Annotated in this window: 17 protein-coding genes; 14 read left to right on the top strand and 3 right to left on the bottom strand. The window is 66.6% G+C overall.

Annotated features, from left to right (window positions below; all coding sequences use genetic code 11):
* Positions 1-380 precede the first annotated feature (380 nt).
* Complete coding sequence (locus WDM86_21335) at positions 381-644, bottom strand: hypothetical protein (GenBank protein ID MEI9992563.1); 264 nt, start codon at positions 642-644, stop codon at positions 381-383.
* Between WDM86_21335 and WDM86_21330 the strand changes: the two genes are divergently transcribed.
* The 3 genes from WDM86_21330 to WDM86_21320 all read left to right on the top strand — a co-directional run bounded on the left by WDM86_21330 (position 643) and on the right by WDM86_21320 (position 3,813).
* Entirely contained in the window at positions 643-1,074 is a 432-nt protein-coding gene (locus tag WDM86_21330; GenBank protein ID MEI9992562.1) for a hypothetical protein, read from the top strand. The two genes, WDM86_21335 and WDM86_21330, sit on opposite strands and share 2 nt — an antisense overlap.
* A 22-nt stretch (positions 1,075-1,096) precedes the next feature.
* On the top strand, positions 1,097-2,749 hold the full coding sequence (locus WDM86_21325) for a hypothetical protein (GenBank protein ID MEI9992561.1): 1,653 nt from the start codon (positions 1,097-1,099) through the stop codon (positions 2,747-2,749).
* 149 nt (positions 2,750-2,898) lie between these two features.
* Positions 2,899-3,813, top strand: coding sequence for a DUF2189 domain-containing protein (locus WDM86_21320; protein MEI9992560.1), 915 nt, complete (start codon positions 2,899-2,901; stop codon positions 3,811-3,813).
* On the opposite strand, the gene hemE is transcribed toward WDM86_21320, so the two are convergent.
* A complete protein-coding gene (hemE, locus tag WDM86_21315; protein ID MEI9992559.1) occupies positions 3,810-4,832 on the bottom strand; it encodes a uroporphyrinogen decarboxylase in 1,023 nt (340 codons plus the stop codon). The genes WDM86_21320 and hemE overlap by 4 nt on opposite strands.
* 69 nt (positions 4,833-4,901) lie before the next feature.
* Positions 4,902-5,084: a hypothetical protein gene (locus WDM86_21310; GenBank protein MEI9992558.1), complete on the bottom strand. Its 183-nt coding sequence runs from the start codon at positions 5,082-5,084 to the stop codon at positions 4,902-4,904.
* A gap of 241 nt (positions 5,085-5,325) precedes the next feature.
* Between WDM86_21310 and WDM86_21305 the strand changes: the two genes are divergently transcribed.
* From WDM86_21305 to WDM86_21255, 11 genes are all read left to right on the top strand, one after another.
* A complete protein-coding gene (locus tag WDM86_21305; protein MEI9992557.1) occupies positions 5,326-5,565 on the top strand; it encodes a hypothetical protein in 240 nt (79 codons plus the stop codon).
* A 309-nt stretch (positions 5,566-5,874) separates the two neighbouring features.
* Positions 5,875-5,964, top strand: a complete 90-nt coding sequence (locus tag WDM86_21300; protein MEI9992556.1) for a K(+)-transporting ATPase subunit F — start codon at positions 5,875-5,877, stop codon at positions 5,962-5,964.
* A gap of 12 nt (positions 5,965-5,976) precedes the next feature.
* Positions 5,977-7,704, top strand: coding sequence for a potassium-transporting ATPase subunit KdpA (gene kdpA / locus WDM86_21295; protein MEI9992555.1), 1,728 nt, complete (start codon positions 5,977-5,979; stop codon positions 7,702-7,704).
* Between the two features lie 12 nt (positions 7,705-7,716).
* On the top strand, positions 7,717-9,861 hold the full coding sequence (gene kdpB / locus WDM86_21290) for a potassium-transporting ATPase subunit KdpB (protein MEI9992554.1): 2,145 nt from the start codon (positions 7,717-7,719) through the stop codon (positions 9,859-9,861).
* 10 nt (positions 9,862-9,871) lie between these two features.
* Positions 9,872-10,447: a potassium-transporting ATPase subunit KdpC gene (gene kdpC / locus WDM86_21285; protein MEI9992553.1), complete on the top strand. Its 576-nt coding sequence runs from the start codon at positions 9,872-9,874 to the stop codon at positions 10,445-10,447.
* Positions 10,448-10,461: 14 nt separating this feature from the next.
* A complete protein-coding gene (locus tag WDM86_21280; GenBank protein MEI9992552.1) occupies positions 10,462-13,143 on the top strand; it encodes a sensor histidine kinase KdpD in 2,682 nt (893 codons plus the stop codon).
* Positions 13,140-13,850, top strand: a complete 711-nt coding sequence (locus tag WDM86_21275) for a response regulator transcription factor (protein ID MEI9992551.1) — start codon at positions 13,140-13,142, stop codon at positions 13,848-13,850. The genes WDM86_21280 and WDM86_21275 overlap by 4 nt, the downstream gene beginning before the upstream one ends.
* Before the next feature lie 269 nt (positions 13,851-14,119).
* Positions 14,120-14,947: a flagellin gene (locus tag WDM86_21270; GenBank protein MEI9992550.1), complete on the top strand. Its 828-nt coding sequence runs from the start codon at positions 14,120-14,122 to the stop codon at positions 14,945-14,947.
* A gap of 409 nt (positions 14,948-15,356) precedes the next feature.
* A complete protein-coding gene (locus WDM86_21265) occupies positions 15,357-15,590 on the top strand; it encodes a hypothetical protein (GenBank protein ID MEI9992549.1) in 234 nt (77 codons plus the stop codon).
* Positions 15,591-15,705: 115 nt separating this feature from the next.
* Positions 15,706-17,865: a TonB-dependent receptor gene (locus WDM86_21260; protein MEI9992548.1), complete on the top strand. Its 2,160-nt coding sequence runs from the start codon at positions 15,706-15,708 to the stop codon at positions 17,863-17,865.
* A gap of 7 nt (positions 17,866-17,872) precedes the next feature.
* Complete coding sequence (locus WDM86_21255) at positions 17,873-18,862, top strand: alpha/beta hydrolase (protein ID MEI9992547.1); 990 nt, start codon at positions 17,873-17,875, stop codon at positions 18,860-18,862.
* Positions 18,863-18,892 lie beyond the last annotated feature (30 nt).

Genomic DNA, 18,892 nt, shown 5'->3' with positions numbered 1-18,892 from the left:
CGTCCATTACGCCGTCATCACCCGGTCGCGCCCGTCGCGCGATCCAAGGCAAAGATGTCATGGCCCGCGAATGCGGGCCATCCAGGTGAAAACCGTTGTGGCGGTGCAGATTTCACCTGGGTCCGCCGCATTCGCGGCGGATGACACCGAGATGTGCGAACTTCGCATTCGGGACACTTAGAGTCGGTTGCAATCTTCCGATTGCAATTTGTCATAGCCCGCATACGCAGCGCTTCCGGCGCCGCTCCGGCTTTGCTAACCTTCCCGCATACCATCGGCCGCCCGTGCGCGCGGCTTCTCGCGTTTTCGCGGGCGTAGCCTGATTTCGGCTTTCGCGTTGTTCGTCACATCCATCATTGGGGGGTGCCGTGGACGACGTCTCACGCAAATTCGCTTCGCTTTCGATCAAGGACCTGCTCGACGCGCGGGAGGCCTATCACGTCCATCTCGCGCATCTGGAAGGCGTCTACGCCACGGCCATCGGCCGCTATCTGCTGCGCGACGGCGAGGCGGCCCATGCCGGCGCGAAAGGCAAAACCACGTTGGGCCCGCGCCGGCTCGACAACACGACGATCGTTGATGCCTCCTGGCCCTGCGTTCTGGTCTTCGTCGAGCAGTGGCTGGAGCCCGACAAATTCGTCCATGACCGGGGCGCGCGAATACGTGCCGTCGCGGCTCTATCTGCCCGATGGCCGCGTCGTGCCGACCTGCGTCGTCGAGGTGAGCCGCGATCCCGGCCTGCCGCAGCAGCCGCCGATGCCGACCTACAAAAGCGATCTTCTGGGCGGCGGCTATCCGGTGTCGGTCACGGTGCAGGGGCGCCAGCATATCGGCTCGGCCGGCTGCCTGGTGACGGACGGGGATTCGGTCTACGCGCTCACCAACCGCCATGTCACGGGCGATGCCGGTCGCGAGATCTTCGTGGGCTTCGGCGACACCACAAGGCGGATCGGCGTGAGCGCGCCCGCCCAACTCGCCAAGATGCCGTTCGGCGAGGTCTATCCCGGCTGGCCCGGCCAGCGCGTGCTCGCCAATCTCGACGCGGGGCCTCATCCGGATCGATTCGGTCCATGACTGGACGGCGCAGGTCTACGGCATGGGCGAGATCAGCCAGGTCTGGGACCTGAACGTCGATTCCTTCAGCCTCGACATGATCGGCTGTCCGGTCGCCGCCTTCGGCGCGGTCAGCGGCGCCATGAAGGGCCGCATCATGGGGCTATTCTATCGCTACAAGACGGTCGGCGGCTACGAATACGTCAGCGATTTCGCCATCGGCCCGCGCGACGCGGCCACGCCGGTCAACAATCTGCCGGGCAATTCGGGCACGCTGTGGTTCGAGGACGTCGCGGACCTCAAGGCCGATCCATCCTCGCCGGGCGAGGCGCCGCCGGTGAATGCGGCGGGGGCGCCCCGCCGCCGCGCCTTCGGCCTGGAATGGGGCGGCCAGGAATTGCTGGCGCCGGGCGGGCGCAACTCGGTGCAGCTCGCGCTCGCGACCTGCCTCTCCACGATCTGCCGCGAACTCGATGTCGAGGTGATCAGCGACTGGATGACCGGCCACACCGAATATTGGGGCGAGTGGGGCCACACCAAGATCGGCGCGCTCGCCTGCGCGCTGATCGACGACGCCTATCCCGCGCTCGCGGCGCTGATGAAGGCCAATGGCGCGAATATCGGCCTGCCGGACGAGGAGCTCGAGAAGACCTGGAAGAAGGCGACCGCGCCCGATGGTGGGCCGCCGCCGCTGGCCGATGTCGCCGATCTGGTCTGGCGCACGACGCGGTTCAAGAGCGACGAATCCAATCACTTCGCCGACATGGACAAGCCGGGCACGGACGGCAAGACGCTGCTCGACATGTCGGTCGACAAGACGGGCATCACGCCCGAGGCCTGGAACGCCTACTACGCCGGCATCGGCGAGAACGACAAGCGCGGCGCGCTGCCGTTCCGCGTCTGGCAGATGTACGAAGGCATGGTGGGCTTCGCGAAGGAGAACCCGCCCAACATCCTCAAATTCGTCACCGCCGGCGGATTGATGGCGCATTACGTCGGCGACGCCTGCCAGCCGCTGCATGTTTCGCAATACCATCACGGCCGCGACCTCGGCGACAAGAAACAGATCAAGGTCCACAGCGTCTACGAGACCACGATGATCGGCCTGCACGGCAAGGAGCTTCTGCCGATGATCGCCGCGGCCGATCCCGGCGCGGTCGCCCCGGTCGCGGGCGATCCGCCGGCCGGCCAGGACGTCGCCTTCGCGGTCACCGAGCTGATGCGCCGCACGGTGGCGCGCCTGCCGCCGCTCACCATCGTCGATCTGTTCGACAACAACATGGGCAAGAGCCAGACCGATGTCCTGTGGGCCCAGCTCAAGGACAAGACCGCTGCGTGCATGAAGGACGGCGCGCTGACCCTGGCGCGCATCTGGGAAGCGGCCTGGCGCGCGGGCGGCCTGACCGCCGCGCCGCCGACGCCGTTCGCCTATGCCGACATGGAGGCGCTCTATCGGCAGAAATGTTTCCTGCCCTCCTTCCCGCTCGACAAGGTGAGTCTGGGCGCCGACGGCAAGCTGGTGGTGCCGCCCTGCACCGAAACCTCGCCCGGCGGCGACGGGCCGCCGCCCGCCGATGCGAAGGTGGCGACGGCGCCGGCCAAGCGCGCGAAAAAGCCAACCAAACCCAAGAAAAAAGCCATAAAGGCCAAACCGAAGAAGAAGGTGAAAAAAGCCGCCCGGAAACGGAGCCGCTGATGCCCGCGCATAAATGACGTGAGGAACGGCCGCGCGCGTGTATAGTGCCGTCATCGAAGGTTGCGGGGTCTCCCGTGACCGACGGCATGGGACGTCCGCTGGCCACGCGCTCCGAGCCCTCGAACGACAAAACGTTCGGGAGGACAGCCATGACCATCAAGAACCCCATCGAGTGGACCGGCGCCCAATTCGTCGAGGCGGCGCAGGCGCTGCGCTCGGCCGGCCATTCGTTCCAGCATTTGCAGGACACCACCCATTCGCCGATCCCGGCGGTGCGCAAGATCGGATTCGCCGATCTGCGCGACGCCCTCGCCAAGGGCTTTGCCGATTTCGAGGCTTATCGCAGCGACGTGTTGTTCGTCGGCATCGTCTATGCCGCGGTCGGGCTCGTGCTGGCGCGCATCGCCTTCAACATGAACCTCATTCCGCTCCTGTTCCCGCTGGCCTCGGGCTTCGCCATCGTCGGCCCCTTCGCCGCCATCGGCCTTTACGAGATGAGCCGGCTGCGCGAGCAGGGACAGGAGGCGCGCTGGACCAACGCCTTCGACGTCTTCAAGACGCCGGCGATCGGCGGCATCGCGGTGCTCGGCGCGATCCTGATCGTGACCTTTCTCATCTGGCTTACGGTCGCCTGGCAGATCTACCAGGCCGCCTTCGGGCCGGCGCCCATCGTGTCGCTGGCGCAGTTCGAACACGACATCTTCCACACGCCGGGCGGCCGCGACACGATCATCCTGGGTTTCGGCATCGGTTTCCTGTTCGCGCTTTTCGCCATGACGATCAGCCTGGTGTCGTTCCCGCTGCTGCTCGACCGCGATGTCGGCTTCGACGCGGCGATCCGCACCTCGGTCCGCGCGGTCCTCGCCAATCCCGTGCCGATCGCGGCCTGGGGCCTTATCGTAGCCGCCGGATTGGTCCTGGGCTCGCTGCCGCTGTTCGTCGGCCTGATCGTGGCGATCCCGGTGCTCGGCCACGCCACCTGGCACCTCTATCGCAAGCTCGTGCCGCGCGACGGCGAGGGACGCGCCGCCTTACGCCTCTATCCGTCCGACGACGTTCACTAGCCGGCCTTGACGATATCGACGAGGCGCGCGACGTGATCGGGCGGCGTGTGCTGCAAGACGCCGTGGCCGAGATTGAAGATATGCGGCCGCCCCGCCATCGCGTCCACGATGCGGCGCGCCTCGGCCGCCATGGGCTCGCCACCCACCATCAGCAGCATGGGATCGAGATTGCCCTGCGCCGCGACAAGGGCCGGCAGCGTCGCGGCGGCGGCCGCGATATCGGTCATGTGGTCGATCCCCACGGCGTCGACGCCGGTCTGCGCCGCATAGCGCGCGACATGCGATCCGGCGCCGCGCGGCAGGCCGATGATCGGGATGTTCGGATGCCGCGCCTTGACGGCCTTCACGATGCGCGCGGTCGGCTGGGTCACCGCCGTCTCGAACAGCGGCGCCGGCACGGCCCCGGCCCAGCTATCGAACAGCTTGAGCGCCTCGGCGCCGGCGTCGGCCTGGGCGATCAGGTAGGACGCCGTGGCATCGACCAGCCTGTCCAGCAGCGCCGCGAACAGCGCCGGCTCGCGCCACATCATGCGGCGGCAATTCTCGTAATCGGTCTTGCCGTGACCCTCGATCATGTAGGTGGCGACCGTCCATGGCGCGCCGGCGAAGCCGATCAGCGCCACCTCGGGGGGCAGGGCGGCGCGCACGCCCTTGATCGTCGCCATGACCGGCGCCAGCGTTTCGGCAAGCCGCGCCTCGGATAGCCGGGCGAGGGCGGCGGCGTCGCGGATGGGTTCCAGGCGCGGCCCCTCGCCCTCGAAGAAGCCGACCGTCTGGCCGAGCGCGTGCGGCACCAGCAGGATATCGGCGAACAGGATCGCGGCATCCATGCCGAACCGGCGCACCGGCTGCAGCGTCACCTCGACCGCCAGTTCCGGGTTCAGGCAGAAATCGATGAAGTTCTTCGCGTTGGCGCGCAGCGCGCGATATTCGGGCAGGTAGCGTCCGGCCTGCCGCATCAGCCAGATGGGCGGCCGCGGCGTGGGCTTGCCGGCGAGGACTTGGAGAAGCGGTTTCAAGACATCTGCCTGGACGAGGGATCGGGCAGAGACATGAACGCCCCGCCCGCCTCTTGGCAAGAGGTCCGGCTAAACCGTCAGCAGCGCCACGCCGACGACGCCCGCGACCAGGCCGATCAGCGGCAGCGTCGCCAGGCCGATGCTGAGGACGAGGCGTTCCCGCGCTTGCGTCTCGCGGGCCGCGCGTTCCGCCGGCGGTTCGAGGCGTGTCAACACGAATTGGTCGGCAAGCGGATGCAGGCCAGAGGACATGGGCTTCTCCTTGCCGTTCGAGAGGGTCGATCCGGCACGGTGAATCTGTCGACGCGGCCATAAGAATTCGAGCGTGAAGGGGCCGCAAAAGCATAAGAACCGCATGTGCGGCGCGTCCGCGGCGTTTCCTTATCGCCGCGCCACCCTTTCCGCATGGATTTTTAATGGCCGGATTTCCTATCTCTGCCGCGTGGCGCTTCCGCGCGGTCGCGGTGTGCGCCTTGATCGGCGAGTGCTCACCATGTCCGGCGTTCTCGACTTCAACGATGTGGCGGTTCCGCGGAGCCGCCGGCCGTGTCCGGTCCTGCGCGGCGACGACATCGGCCAGTTCTGGCTGGACGTCCATCCGTCGGACGCGCCGCTCGCCGCCGACCCCGCCAACGCGCCCGGCCGCGTGCTGTTCGAGGCGTTTGCCGTCCTGGCGGCCGCCGCGCTCCTGGTCGCCGGCGTGACCTGGCTCATTCCCGGTCCGGTGTTCTGACCGGCCGATACTTATGGAATTCTTATATCGGCGCGGGAACTTCGCTCTCGAACCTTTATATCGCCGAGCCTACTTAAGCCCTCGCATTAGCAACCGCGGTATTGATTGAGATCATGACCAGACCCGGACAAGTTCTAGAAGCTCCGTTCGCTCGTCGGCGGGGACCGACAACGGCGCCTCGATCTCTCCACGTCTCCCGGAACTGAAGAGGCTCTCATGCTCGACATTCTGTTCATCGTCATCGGGCTCGCCTTTCTCGGCGGCGCGATGCTGTACGTCCGCGCCTGCGACCGTCTCTGAGGTGATCCCATGATGCTCGACTACTGGCTCGGAGCGGCCGTCACGCTCGGCATTCTCGTCTATCTCGTCTACGCGCTGATCCGCCCCGAGCGGTTCTGAGGAATACGTCCCATGACCGTGAACGGCTGGATTCAGATCGCCTTTTATTGCGCGATCGTCATCGCGATCACCCGCCCGCTGGGCGGCTACATCACGCGCGTCTTCAATGGCGAGCGCACCTTCCTGTCCTTCCTGTTCCGCCCGATCGAACGCGTCCTCTACGCGGTCAGCGGCGTCGATGAGAAGGAAGACCAGCATTGGACGGTCTACGGCATCGCCATGCTGGCCTTCACCATGGCCGGCTTCGTGGTGCTCTACGCGCTCCAGCGCCTCCAGGCCGTGCTGCCGTTCAATCCGCAGCATCTGCCGGCGGTGGGCGAGCATCTCGCCTTCAACACCTCGGTCAGCTTCATCACCAACACCAACTGGCAGTCTTACGTGCCCGAGACGACGATGAGCTATCTCGTCGAGATGGCCGGGCTGACGGTGCACAATTTCCTCTCCGCCGCGACCGGCATCGCGCTCGCCGTGGCGCTGGTGCGCGGCTTCGCGCGCCGCTCGGCGCAGGGCGTGGGCAATTTCTGGGTCGATATGACCCGCTGCACGCTCTACATCCTTCTGCCGATCTCCATCGTCGTCGGCCTGTTCTTCGTCTGGCAGGGCATGCCGCAGAATTTGCTGCCCTATACGGCCGCGCACACGCTCGAAGGCGCCGTGCAGACGATCGCGCAGGGCCCGGTGGCGTCGCAGGAAGTCATCAAGATGCTGGGCACCAATGGCGGCGGCTTCTTCAACACCAATTCGGCGCATCCCTTCGAGAACCCCAACGCGATCACCAATCTCGTCCAGCTCGTGCTGATCTTCTCGCTGGGCGCGGCGCTCACCAATCTGTTCGGCCGCATGGTCGGCAGCGAGCGCCAGGGCTGGGCGATCTTCGCCGTCATGGGGATCCTGTTCCTCGCCGGCGCGCTCGTCGTCTACGCCTCGGAAGCGCCCGGCAATCCCGCCTTCGCGGCCCTGCATGTCGACCAGGCGCCGAGCGCGCTGCAGGCCGGCGGCAACATGGAAGGCAAGGATGTCCGCTTCGGCATCGCCAATTCCTCGCTGTTCGTGACCGTCACGACCGACGCCTCCTGCGGCGCGGTGAACACGATGCATGACAGCCTGATGCCGCTCGGCGGCCTGGTGCCGATGTTCAACATCATGCTGGGCGAGATCATCTTCGGCGGCGTCGGCTCGGGCCTTTACGGCATGCTGCTGTTCGCCGTGCTGGCGGTGTTCATCGCCGGGCTGATGGTCGGGCGCACGCCGGAATATCTCGGCAAGAAGATCGAATCGAAGGAAGTGAAGATGGCGATGCTCGCCATCCTCGTCCTGCCGCTGTCGATGCTGGGCTTCACCGCGCTCGCCACCGTCCTGCCGGCCGGCCTGGCCGGCCCGGAGAATGCCGGTCCGCACGGCTTCAGCGAGATCCTCTACGCCTTCGTTTCGGCCACCGGCAACAATGGCAGCGCCTTCGCCGGCCTCACCGCCAACACGATGTTCTACAATTCGACGCTGGGCCTGGCGATGTTCATCGGCCGCTTCCTGATGATCGTGCCGATGCTCGCCGTCGCCGGTTCGCTCGCCGCCAAGAAGATCGTGCCGCCTTCGGCCGGCACCTTCCCGACCGACCAGGGCCTGTTCGTCGGCCTCCTGATCGGCGTGATCCTGATCGTCGGCGGCCTCGTCTTCTTCCCCGCGCTCGCGCTCGGGCCGATCGTCGAGCATTTCGCGATGCTCGCCGGCAATACGTATTAAGGATCGCACATCATGAGCATGACATCCGACAAGCCGATGGGCATCGAGAAGCTCAGCAAGCGCGCGCCCGCCGCCACGATCACCGATCCCAAGATCGTGATCCCGGCGATCTGGGGCGCGATCAAGAAGCTCGATCCGCGTCACATGATCAAGAATCCGGTGATGTTCGTGGTGGAGGTCGTCGCGACGCTGACGACCGTGCTGTTCCTGCGCGACCTCGCCGTCGGCGCGCCGCATCTGGGCTTCGCGCTGCAGATCAATCTGTGGCTGTGGTTCACCGTGGTCTTCGCGAACTTCGCCGAAGCCGTCGCCGAGGGCCGCGGCAAGGCCCAGGCCGCCGCGCTGCGCCAGACCAAGACCGATGCCGCCGCCAAGCTGCTCGGCAAGGGCGCCGCCCCCTGGACGCTGGTGCCCGCGACCCAGCTCAAGCAGGGCGATGTCGTGCTGGTCGAGGCCGGCGATCTGATCCCCAGCGACGGCGATGTGATCGAAGGCGTCGCCTCGGTCAACGAGGCGGCCATCACCGGCGAGTCGGCGCCCGTCATCCGCGAGAGCGGCGGCGACCGCTCCGCCGTCACCGGCGGCACGCAAGTCATTTCCGATTGGATCAAGGTCAAGATCACGGCCGCCCAGGGCCACACCTTCCTCGACCGCATGATCGCCCTGGTCGAAGGCGCCGAGCGCCAGAAGACGCCAAACGAGATCGCGCTCAACATCCTGCTCGCCGGCCTGACGATCATCTTCGTCTTCGCCGTCGCCTCGATCCCGAGCTTCGCGCTCTATGCCGGCGGCTCGATCTCGGTGCTGGTGCTGGTCGCCTTGTTCGTGACGTTGATCCCCACCACCATCGGGGCGCTGCTCAGCGCCATCGGCATCGCCGGCATGGACCGGCTGGTGCGCTTCAACGTGCTCGCCATGTCCGGCCGCGCCGTCGAGGCCGCCGGCGACGTCGACACGCTCTTGCTCGACAAGACCGGTACGATCACGCTCGGCAACCGCCAGGCGACCGAGTTCCTGCCGATCCCCGGCGTGGACGCGCGCGACCTCGCCGACGCGGCGCAGCTCTCCTCGCTCTCGGACGAGACGCCGGAGGGCCGCTCCATCGTCGTGCTGGCGAAAGAGAAATACGGCATCCGTGGCCGCGAGATGTCAGGCCTTCAGGCCCACTTTATTCCGTTCACGGCGCAGACCCGCATCAGCGGCATCGATGTCGAAGGCTCCTCCATCCGCAAGGGCGCGGTCGACGCGGTGCTCGACTATGTCCGCGCCCAGAAGGGCATTCCGGCCGGCGGTACCTCCGACCGCGCCGCCGCCGCCGCGCTCCAGGCCATCGGCCCCGAGACGGCGCAGCAGCTCATGACCCTTGCCGAGGGCATCGCCAAGTCCGGCGGTACGCCGCTCGCGGTCGCCAAGGATGGCAAGCTGCTCGGCGTCATCCACCTGAAGGACATCGTCAAGGGCGGCATCCGCGAGCGCTTCGCGGCGCTGCGCAAGATGGGCATCCGCACCGTGATGATCACCGGCGACAACCCGCTGACCGCCGCCGCCATCGCCGCCGAATCCGGCGTCGACGATTTCATGGCCCAGGCGACGCCCGAGACCAAGCTCAAACTGATCCGCGACGAGCAAAGCCAGGGCAAGCTGGTCGCGATGTGCGGCGACGGCACCAACGACGCGCCGGCGCTGGCCCAGGCCGATGTCGGCGTGGCGATGAACACCGGCACGATGGCGGCGCGCGAGGCCGGCAACATGGTCGACCTCGACAGCGATCCGACCAAGCTCATCGAGATCGTCGAGATCGGCAAGCAGCTCCTGATCACGCGCGGCGCGCTGACCACCTTCTCCATCGCCAACGACGTGGCGAAATATTTCGCCATCATCCCGGCGATGTTCGTCGCCTTCTATCCGCAGCTCCAGGCGCTGAACATCATGGGCCTGCACTCGCCGCAAAGCGCCATCCTGTCGGCCATCATCTTCAACGCGCTGATCATCATCGCGCTGATCCCGCTCGCCTTGCGCGGCGTCGCCTATCGCGCCGTCGGCGCGGCGGCGCTGCTGCGCCGCAACCTGATGATCTACGGCGTCGGCGGCATCGTCGTGCCGTTCGTCGGCATCAAGCTGATCGACATCCTCGTCACCTCCACCGGCCTCGTCTAAGGAGCGCCCCATGGTCCGCCAGATCCGTCCCGCCATCCTCATGATCGTCCTGATGACGATCCTGACCGGCCTCGCCTATCCGCTCGGCATGACCGGCTTGGCACAACTCCTCTTCCCCCATCAGGCGAACGGCAGCCTTGTCGCGGTCGACGGCAAGGTCGTCGGCTCCGAACTGCTGGGCCAGACCTTCGCCAGCCCGAAATATTTCCACGGCCGCCTCTCCGCCGCCGGCAACGGCTATGACGCCGCCAATTCCTCGGGCTCCAATCTCGGCCCCACCTCCAAGACGCTGATCAAGCGCGTGGCCGGCGATGTCGCGACGCTGCGGAAGGAGAACCCGGGCGTCCCCGTGCCGGTCGATCTGGTCACGTCCTCGGCCAGCGGCCTCGATCCCGACATCACGCCGGCCGGCGCCTATTTCCAGGTGCCGCGCGTCGCCAAGGCGCGCCATCTGCCGGAAGACGCCGTGCGCAAGCTCGTCGCCGACCACATCGAGGGCCGCGTGCTGGGCCTGATCGGCGAGCCGCATGTCAATGTGCTGAGGCTCAACCTGGCGCTGGACGCGATGCGGACCGCCAGCCGTTGAGCTATCCTGCCTGAATGGCCATTGTTGAAGACCGACCCTCGCCGGAGGCCCTGCTCGAGCAGGCGAAGAAGGAAGGCCGCGGCAAGCTCAAGATCTTCCTGGGCGCCGCGCCGGGTGTGGGCAAGACCTTCGAGATGCTCACCCAGGCGCGCCAGCGCCGGCTCGACGGCGTCGATGTCGTCATCGGCGTGGTCGAAACCCATGGCCGCGTCGATACCGACGCGCTGACCAAGGGCTTCGAGACCGTCCCCAAGAAGCGCTCGCTCTACAAGGGCAGGGTGATCTTCGAGATGGACCTCGACGCCGTCCTCCAGCGCAAGCCCAGGCTGGTGCTGGTGGACGAGCTGGCGCACACCAATGCCGAGGGCAGCCGCCATCCCAAGCGCTATCTCGATGTCGAGGAGCTGCTCGCCGCCGGCATCGACGTTTACACCACGGTCAACATCCAGCACATCGAGAGCCTGAACGACGTCATCGCCCAGATCACCCGCATCCGCGTGCGCGAGACCGTTCCCGACGAAGTGCTCGACGAGGCCGACGAGATCGAACTGGTCGACACCACCGCCGACGATCTCCTCCAGCGCCTGAAAGAGGGCAAGGTCTACGTCAAGGCGCAGGCCGAGCGCGCCCTGCGCCATTTCTTCTCGCCCGGCAACCTCACGGCCTTGCGCGAGCTCGCTCTGCGCAAGACCGCGCAGCGCGTCGACCGCGACATGACCGACTACATGCAGGCCCACGCCATCGCCGGGCCGTGGTCGGCCAGCGATCACATCCTGGTCTGCGTCAACGAGCATCCCTCCGCCGCCGAGCTGATGCGCCGCGCCCGCCGCCTCGCCGACAATCTCAAGGCGTCCTGGACCGCGCTCTATGTCGAGAGCCCCCGCCATCTCGGCCTGAACGATGTCCAGAAGGACCGCATCGCCGACACGCTGCGCCTCGCCCAGCGCCTCGGCGGCGAGGCCGTGACCTTGCCGGGCCGCGACATCGCGCAGACCGTCCTCGACTATGCCCGCAAGAACAACGTCACCCAGATCCTGATCGGCAAGTCGGAGCGCTCGCGCTGGTTCGAGCTGCTGCACGGCTCGGTCGTCCGTGACCTCATGCGCATGAGCGGCGCGATCAGCGTCACCGCCGTCCTCGCCGACGGGGACACTGTCGCGCCCAAATCCGTCAGGACGGTGCCCGGCGCCGCCCCCGTCGCCTGGCGCGACTACGGCTTGAGCGGTGTCGCCATCGCGGTCACCGCCGGCTTCGCCTGGGCGCTGATCGCGATCCTGCCGCAGGCCCTCGGCAGCATCGATCTGCTGTTCCTGATCCCGGTGCTGCTCAGCGCGGTGTCGTTCGGGCTTAGGCCCGCGCTCTTCACCGCCTTCGCCGCCGGGTTCACCTACAATTTCTTCTTCCTGCCGCCGCTCTACAATTTCACCATCGCCGATCCCAACAATTTCCTCTCCTTCGCCGTCCTGCTGCTGGTGGCGGTCACCGCCGGCAACCTCACCGCGCGGGTGCGCGACCAGGCGGACCTCGCCTCGGCCCGCGCCGCGATCGCCAGCGAACTCTTCCGCTTCACCGGCAAGCTCGCCGCCATCGCGCGGCTGGACGACATCCTGTGGGCCGGCGCCTATCAGATCTCGTCCATGCTGAAGGTCAACGTCGTGATCCTGCTGCCCGACCCCAAGACCAGGCGCATCGAAATCCGCGTCGGCTATCCGCCGGAAGACGAGCTCGACGCCCAGGATCTCGCCGCCGCGATGTGGTCGTGGGAGCGCGGCAAGCCCGCCGGCCGCAACTCCGAGACGCTGCCGGGCACCAGGCGCCTCTTCCTGCCGATGCGCACCGGCGAGGGCCTGGTCGGCGTCATCGGCCTGCAGCGGGCGGACCAGGAGGCGCTGTTCACGCCGGAGGAGCGCCGCCTCCTGGACTCGCTGATCGACCAGACCGCGCTCGCCATCGAGCGTTCCGAACTCGTCGAGCGGGTCGACGAGGCGCAGGTGCACGTCGAGGCCGACAAGCTGCGCGTCGCCATGCTGACTTCGCTGTCGCACGACCTGCGCACGCCCCTGGCGTCGATCCTGGGCGCGGCGACCACGCTTCTGACCGACCGCGAATTGTACGACGCGGCGCAGACCCACGAGCTGCTCTCCACCATCCGCGACGAGGCGGAGCGGCTGGACCGCTTCGTCGGCAATCTGTTGGACATGTCGCGGCTCGAAGCCGGCGCGCTCGGCGTCAAGCCCGAGACCGCCGACGTGACCGAGCTGGTGGATGTCGCGCGCAAGCGGCTCGCCCGCCGCCTCGCGGCGCATCGTCTCGTCCTCGATATCCCGGGCGATCTGCCCGCCGTCCGGGTCGATCCCCTGCTGGTGGAACAGGCGCTGGTGAACCTGCTCGACAACGCCGCGAAATATTCCGCCGAAGGCTCCGCCATCCATGTCCGCGCCGCCGCCGACGGCGACCGCGTGCGGGTCACGGTCGCGGACGAGGGGCCGGGCATCCCGCCCGAGGCGCTGCCGCACATCTTCGACAAGTTCTACCGCGCCAAGGCCGCCGACCGCCGGATCGCCGGCACCGGCCTCGGCCTGGCGGTGGCGCGCGGTTTCGTGGAGGCGTTCGGCGGCAGCCTCGATGCCGCCAACCGCGGCGACCGGCCCGGCGCCGTCCTGACGCTATCGCTGCCCAGAGCGGACCCGCCATGATCCATCGGCTGCCCCGAATCCTCATCGTCGACGACGAGCCGCAGATCCAGCGCTTCCTGCGCGCCGGCCTGCCGCCGCACGGCTACGAATGCATCGAGGCGGCGACCGCCGCCGAGGCGCTCAAGCTGTTCGCCGGCGCCAAGCCGGATGCGGTCATCCTCGATCTCGGGCTTCCCGACCAGGACGGTTTCGCGGTGATCCAGAAGATCCGCGAGGCGGCGCTGACGCCCATCGTCGTCCTGTCGGCGCGCAGCGACGTGGAGGGCAAGGTCAAGGCGCTGGAAATGGGCGCCGACGATTTCGTCACCAAACCGTTCGACATGGCCGAGCTGCTCGCAAGGCTGAAGGCCGCGTTGCGCCATGGCCTGCAGACCACCGGCGAAGCGCCGCTGTTCCACAGCGGCCGGCTGACGGTCGATCTGGTCAAGCGCCACGTCCGGCTGGGCGAAAGCGAAATTCATCTCTCGCCCAAGGAATACAGCCTGCTGCGCTTCCTCGTCGCCCATGCCGGCAAGGTCGTGACCCACCACCAGCTCCTGACCGAGGTCTGGGGACCCGCCCATGTCGAGGACGTGCAATATCTGCGCGTCCTGATGCGCCAGCTCCGCCAGAAGCTGGAGCCCGACAGCCTGCCCAACCTGCTGCTCACCGAGCCCGGCGTCGGCTACCGCCTCCAGCTCCTGCCGGCGCCATCGCCGGAAAATTAGAGCCGAATCCCGAATGCAAATCGAGGCGCGGCCGTTTTTACGCGGCAGAATTTTCCCGGTGCTAGGCAATTTGTGCCGGGCAGGCGGCAGAAACTGCCTATTGAATGAAAAATATCTAAAATTTTACGCGTCGGAATTGCCGACAAAGTGCCTCGCAAAATGATCCTAAGAATCTCTGAACGCCGCGGCGGCACGGCGTTTGCCAATGCTTCTTCCGGGCGAAATGCCCCGAGCTGACGGCTCGTGTCCCAACCAGAAGGGGGAAAGTCATGTCATTCAGCGTCAATACCAACACCGGCGCCCTCGTCGCGCTGCAATACCTCAACCAGACCCAGTCGCAGTTGAGCACCGCCCAAAGCGCCATCAACAGCGGTCTCAAGGTCTCATCCGCCCGTGACGACGGTTCGACCTACGCCATCGCGCAGAACCAGCGTGGCGCGGTCGCCGGCTATGCCGCGGTCACGGACAGCCTCAACCGCGCCACCTCGGCGGTCGATGTCGCGCTCTCCGCCGGACAGTCGATCTCCGACCTGTTGATCCAGCTCAAGACCAAGGCGCTGTCCGCCGCGGACTCCTCGCTGGATACCGCCAGCCGCCAGGCCCTCAACCAGGACTTCGTCGCGCTGCGCGATCAGATCACCACCATCGTGAAGAACGCCTCGTTCAACGGCACCAACCTGGTCGACGGTTCGACGACCCAGATCTCGGCCTTGTCCTCGGCCGACGGTTCGCGTCGTATCACGACGTCGTCCCAGACGCTCGCGCTTTCGGGCACGATCGTCACGCTGAAGTCGACCAACACGATCTCGACCCAGGCCAAGGCCTCGACGCTCGTCGCCACCATCCAGGCATCGCTGACGAACGTGAACGCCGCTCTCGCCAAGCTTTCCGCCGGCGCGAAGAAGTTCTCGATCCAGGCGACCTTCGCGCAGAAGCTGTCCGACACGCTGACGACCGGCATCGGCAACCTCGTCGACGCGAACATGGCCCAGGAAAGCGCCACGCTGCAGTCCCTGCAGGTCAAGCAGCAGCTCGGCGTTCAGGCTCTGTCGATCGCCAACCAGGCGCCGCAGACCATCCTGTCGCTGTTCCGCTAGCCATCATTGAACACAGAACAAAGTTCTGGTGGGTGAACTTGGGGATGCCGGCGGGCTTTGCCGCCGGTCCGGCGTCCCCGCTTTTTTGAACGATACCGAAGGGCGCCCCCGATGCCGCGGGACGCGATCCTCGGAACCGCGACGCTGTAAGCGCCGCGTCGGATAGCTGCCGGGCGATCTTGAACCGCCGGCGCGTCTCATGGCGGTTGCGCCGACGCCGGCGAACGCTAAAATCCATGCAATCCCCGTCAGCGGCTTCCTGACGCCCGCGCGGCGCGACCCCTTTACTCTACTAAAACGATAGAGTATGCAGGTGACGCTGCTTCATGGCGGCGTTTCCTCCCTGAACTTGGCGGGCCTTCGGGCCCGCCCTTTCCGGGGCGGGTGAATTTGAGGTGGGGACCAAGGGGTGGACGGCATCGATAGCCTCGCGCGCCGATGGAAGCGCGAATATGGCGGCGCCGCCGAATGGCATCTGCGCCGCAAGATCGCGCAATTGCGCGACTGGGGCGACGACGCGGGCGCCGACCTTCATCAGCAGGTGCTTGACCTTTATGAGGACCGCAGGCCGGCTGTGCGCCCGGCGCTGCGGTTCGGATGGCCGGTCGCCGCCTTTCGCCGCGGCCGCCGGGGCGTGCGATAAGCGTTGTCATTGTTCGAGGGGTGTAATGAAGATCGAGATTGTTGCTGCGTCGCTTGCGTTGATAGTGACATTGGATCCGGCGGTTGCCGATACGCTCCCGACGGGAATCGAAACCGTGACGGTCACGGCCGAAAGGCGGGTGGAATCGGCGCAGAACGTCGGCATCGCCCTGACGGTGCTGTCGGCCGACGACTTGCTGAAGCACAACGTCACGCAGATCAACAACCTGCAATATGCCACGCCGAGCCTCGAGATCGTTCCGGCCTTCGGCAGCGGCCAGCCCGAATTCCGCCTGCGCGGCGTCGGCTTCGACGATTACGGCTCCAACAACAGCTCTACCGTCGGCGTCTATGTCGACGAGGTGGCCTATCCCGTGCCGGCGCAGACCCAGGGCCTGCTGTTCGACATCGGCCGGGTGGAAGTGCTGCGCGGGCCGCAGGGCACGCTCTATGGCCGCAACACGACCGGCGGCGCGGTCAACTTCGTCACCAACAAGCCGACGGAGGATTTCACCGCCGGCCTCACCGCCGATTTCGACAGCCATGACGAATTCCACGCCGAGGGCTATGTCTCCGGCCCGATCTCCGACGATCTGCTCGGGCGTCTCGCCATCGTGACCGACCAGGGCGGCGCCTGGCAGAAGAACCGCGAGAACGGCCAGTCGCTCGGCGACAAGGACACCACCGCGCTGCGCGGCGAGCTGCAATGGAACGCCTCCAGCGCGGTCAATTTCCTGCTCGAAGGCCATTGGGGCTACGACGATTCCGAGCCGACCGGCCTTTACCTGTTCGACCCCATCCCCAACATCTATCTGGGCGGCACGACGGTGCCCGCTTTCGCCAACAATGCGCAGACCGGCTGGGGCGGCTCCGACACCTTCGGCGATCTCATCGGCAAGCCGGCCGACGTCAAGCCGTTCCACGACACGACCAGCGGCGGCGTCAGCCTGCGCGCCAATGCGGATTTCGGCTTCGCGACGCTGACCTCGATCTCGTCCTACGAGAATCTGGACCGCAAGGAATACAACGACTGGGACGCCTCCTCGCTCGCCTATGCCGGCACCTATTTCAAGACCAACGCGAACGTCTATTCGCAGGAGCTGCGGCTGGCCTCGAACGACGATTCCGCGCCGCTCACCTGGCTCGTCGGCTTCTACTTCTCGCATGAGGATCTGGACGAGTTCTTCGACAGCGATTTCTGGCAGTCGCTCGGCTTCGTCACCCAGACGACCTACAACCAGCATGTCGAGAGCGAGGCCCTGTTCGGGCAGGCCCAATATCGCTTCAACGAGCAGTGGTCGCTGGTCGGCGGCCTGCGCGGCGAGAGCGAGCATCGCGAGCAGAAGAACTACGTGACCGCCGGGATTTTCGCGCCCGGCACGACGCCGACGGCGTTCAGCCCGACCGCCGACAAGACGCTCAACAACACCAACCTCTCGGGCAAGGCGGAGCTGGAATACAAGCCCGTGGAGGAGACGCTGCTCTACGCCAGCATCAGCGAAGGCGTGAAGTCCGGCGGCTTCACCTCCTACAACGTGCCCAGCGCCAGCGCGGTCGGCGCCTTCAAGCCGGAGACGCTGTGGGCCTATGAGGCGGGCTTCAAGACCACGCTGGCCGACGGCACGCTGCAGCTCGACGGCGCGGGATTCTACTACGACTACCACAATCAGCAGGTGCAGTCGGCGATCTGGTCCGATTTCGGCGCTATCGGCGCGATCGTCAACGCGCGCAAATCGCACATCTACGGCTTCGAGTTCGAGGGCAAATGGCAGCCCATCCCACAGCTCCAGCTTTCGCAATCCGTCGGCTGGAAGGACGGCGAGTTCGACGAATACGCCAACGACCTCGACATCGCCGCCACCACCGCGCTGTGCGTGCCGGCCTCGATCTGCGTGGCGCCAGGCAACACGCTCAATCCGGTGTTCGTCAACCGCAAGGGCGCGCGCGTCGGCTTCGCGCCGTGGAGCTATGGCGGGTCGGCGGCCTATACCTTCCTGTTGCCGGGTTATGCGCTGGAAGCGGAGGCCGACTATGCCTTCCACGACCATTTCGACCCGCTGCTGCTCGGCCCGGTCTATTACGTCCACGCCTATTGGCTCGCCAATGCGAACCTCACGCTCACGCCCGACGGCCAGCCCTGGTCGGTGGCGCTGTTCGGCCACAACATCTTCAACGCGAATTACGACACCACGCGCAATTTCTTCCTGACGGATATCGACATCGCCCAGCGCGGCGAGCCGGCCACGGTCGGCGTCCGCCTCAGCCTGAAATACTGAGAGCGCCATGCGGTCCGTGCTGAAGCTGGTCGGTTGGTTGTTGGTCGCTCTGATCGCGGCGGCGGTCGGCTATTGGTGGTTCGTCCTGCGCGGGCCGGACATTCCCTATGCAACGCTGGAGGCGAAATACGCCGACGCGCAGTCGCACTTCGCCGACCTGCCGGGCGGCGTGCGGCTGCACTACAGGGACGAGGGCGATCCGCACGCGCCGGTCCTGCTGCTCGTCCACGGCTTCGGCGATTCCTTCACCACCTGGGACGGCTGGGCCGCACAGCTCCACGACCGCTTCCGTATCATCCGCATCGATCTGCCCGGCCACGGGCTAACGCGCGCGCCGGCCGGCTATGTGCTGAACGACGATGAGAGCATCGCCTTGATCGGCGCGCTGGCGGCGAAGCTCGATCTGCCCAAATTCGCCATTGCCGGGAACTCGCTAGGCGGCGGCGTCGCCTGGCAGTTCGCGCTGCGCTATCCGGCGCGGGTGCGCGCGCTCATCCTGGTCGATGCCGCCGGCTGGCCGAGCGAGACGCTGAAATCCCCGCCGCTCGCCTTCCGTCTCCTGCAATACAGTTGGGGCCGCGCCTTCCTGAAGAGCATCGACAACACGCCGCTCATCCGCAGCGGCCTGCGCGGCGAGGTCGGCAATCCGGCGGTCATCACCGATGCCTTCATCGCGCGCTGGGCGGAATTCCAGCGCGCCCCCGGCCATCGCGACATTCTCATGTCGCTGGCGCCCGGCAAGCTCGGCGTCGCGGCCAAGGAAGCGCTGTCGCATATCGCGGTTCCCACGCTGGTGCTGTGGGGCGCCGTCGATCCGTTGATCGGCGTGGCAAGCGCGCATAAATTCGCCGACGCCATCCCCGGCGCCAAGCTGATCGTCTATCCCGGCGTCGGCCATCTGCCGCAGGTCGAGATACCGGCGCGCTCGGCGGACGATGTCGCGGCGTTTCTCGAAGTCGCCGATTCGAACCGGAACGGCTCGCTCGGGGCGAAGTAGACTGTCTGGTTCGCGCCAGACGTCGCCTCG

Source organism: Rhizomicrobium sp., from assembly GCA_037200045.1.
In the GTDB taxonomy this organism is placed as follows: domain Bacteria; phylum Pseudomonadota; class Alphaproteobacteria; order Micropepsales; family Micropepsaceae; genus Rhizomicrobium.
This window is presented reverse-complemented; position numbering and strand designations above follow the sequence as displayed.

Bases quoted from the DNA above. Each gene is read 5' to 3' on its own strand.
- WDM86_21330 (MEI9992562.1), top strand. From the start codon at position 643: ATGACCGGGGCGCGCGAATACGTGCCGTCGCGGCTCTATCTGCCCGAT.
- WDM86_21335 (MEI9992563.1), bottom strand. From the start codon at position 644: ATGGACGAATTTGTCGGGCTCCAGCCACTGCTCGACGAAGACCAGAAC.
- WDM86_21325 (MEI9992561.1), top strand. From the start codon at position 1,097: ATGGGCGAGATCAGCCAGGTCTGGGACCTGAACGTCGATTCCTTCAGC.
- WDM86_21320 (MEI9992560.1), top strand. From the start codon at position 2,899: ATGACCATCAAGAACCCCATCGAGTGGACCGGCGCCCAATTCGTCGAG.
- WDM86_21310 (MEI9992558.1), bottom strand. From the start codon at position 5,084: ATGTCCTCTGGCCTGCATCCGCTTGCCGACCAATTCGTGTTGACACGC.
- WDM86_21305 (MEI9992557.1), top strand. From the start codon at position 5,326: ATGTCCGGCGTTCTCGACTTCAACGATGTGGCGGTTCCGCGGAGCCGC.
- WDM86_21300 (MEI9992556.1), top strand. From the start codon at position 5,875: ATGATGCTCGACTACTGGCTCGGAGCGGCCGTCACGCTCGGCATTCTC.
- kdpA (MEI9992555.1), top strand. From the start codon at position 5,977: ATGACCGTGAACGGCTGGATTCAGATCGCCTTTTATTGCGCGATCGTC.
- kdpB (MEI9992554.1), top strand. From the start codon at position 7,717: ATGAGCATGACATCCGACAAGCCGATGGGCATCGAGAAGCTCAGCAAG.
- kdpC (MEI9992553.1), top strand. From the start codon at position 9,872: ATGGTCCGCCAGATCCGTCCCGCCATCCTCATGATCGTCCTGATGACG.
- WDM86_21280 (MEI9992552.1), top strand. From the start codon at position 10,462: ATGGCCATTGTTGAAGACCGACCCTCGCCGGAGGCCCTGCTCGAGCAG.
- WDM86_21275 (MEI9992551.1), top strand. From the start codon at position 13,140: ATGATCCATCGGCTGCCCCGAATCCTCATCGTCGACGACGAGCCGCAG.
- WDM86_21270 (MEI9992550.1), top strand. From the start codon at position 14,120: ATGTCATTCAGCGTCAATACCAACACCGGCGCCCTCGTCGCGCTGCAA.
- WDM86_21255 (MEI9992547.1), top strand. From the start codon at position 17,873: ATGCGGTCCGTGCTGAAGCTGGTCGGTTGGTTGTTGGTCGCTCTGATC.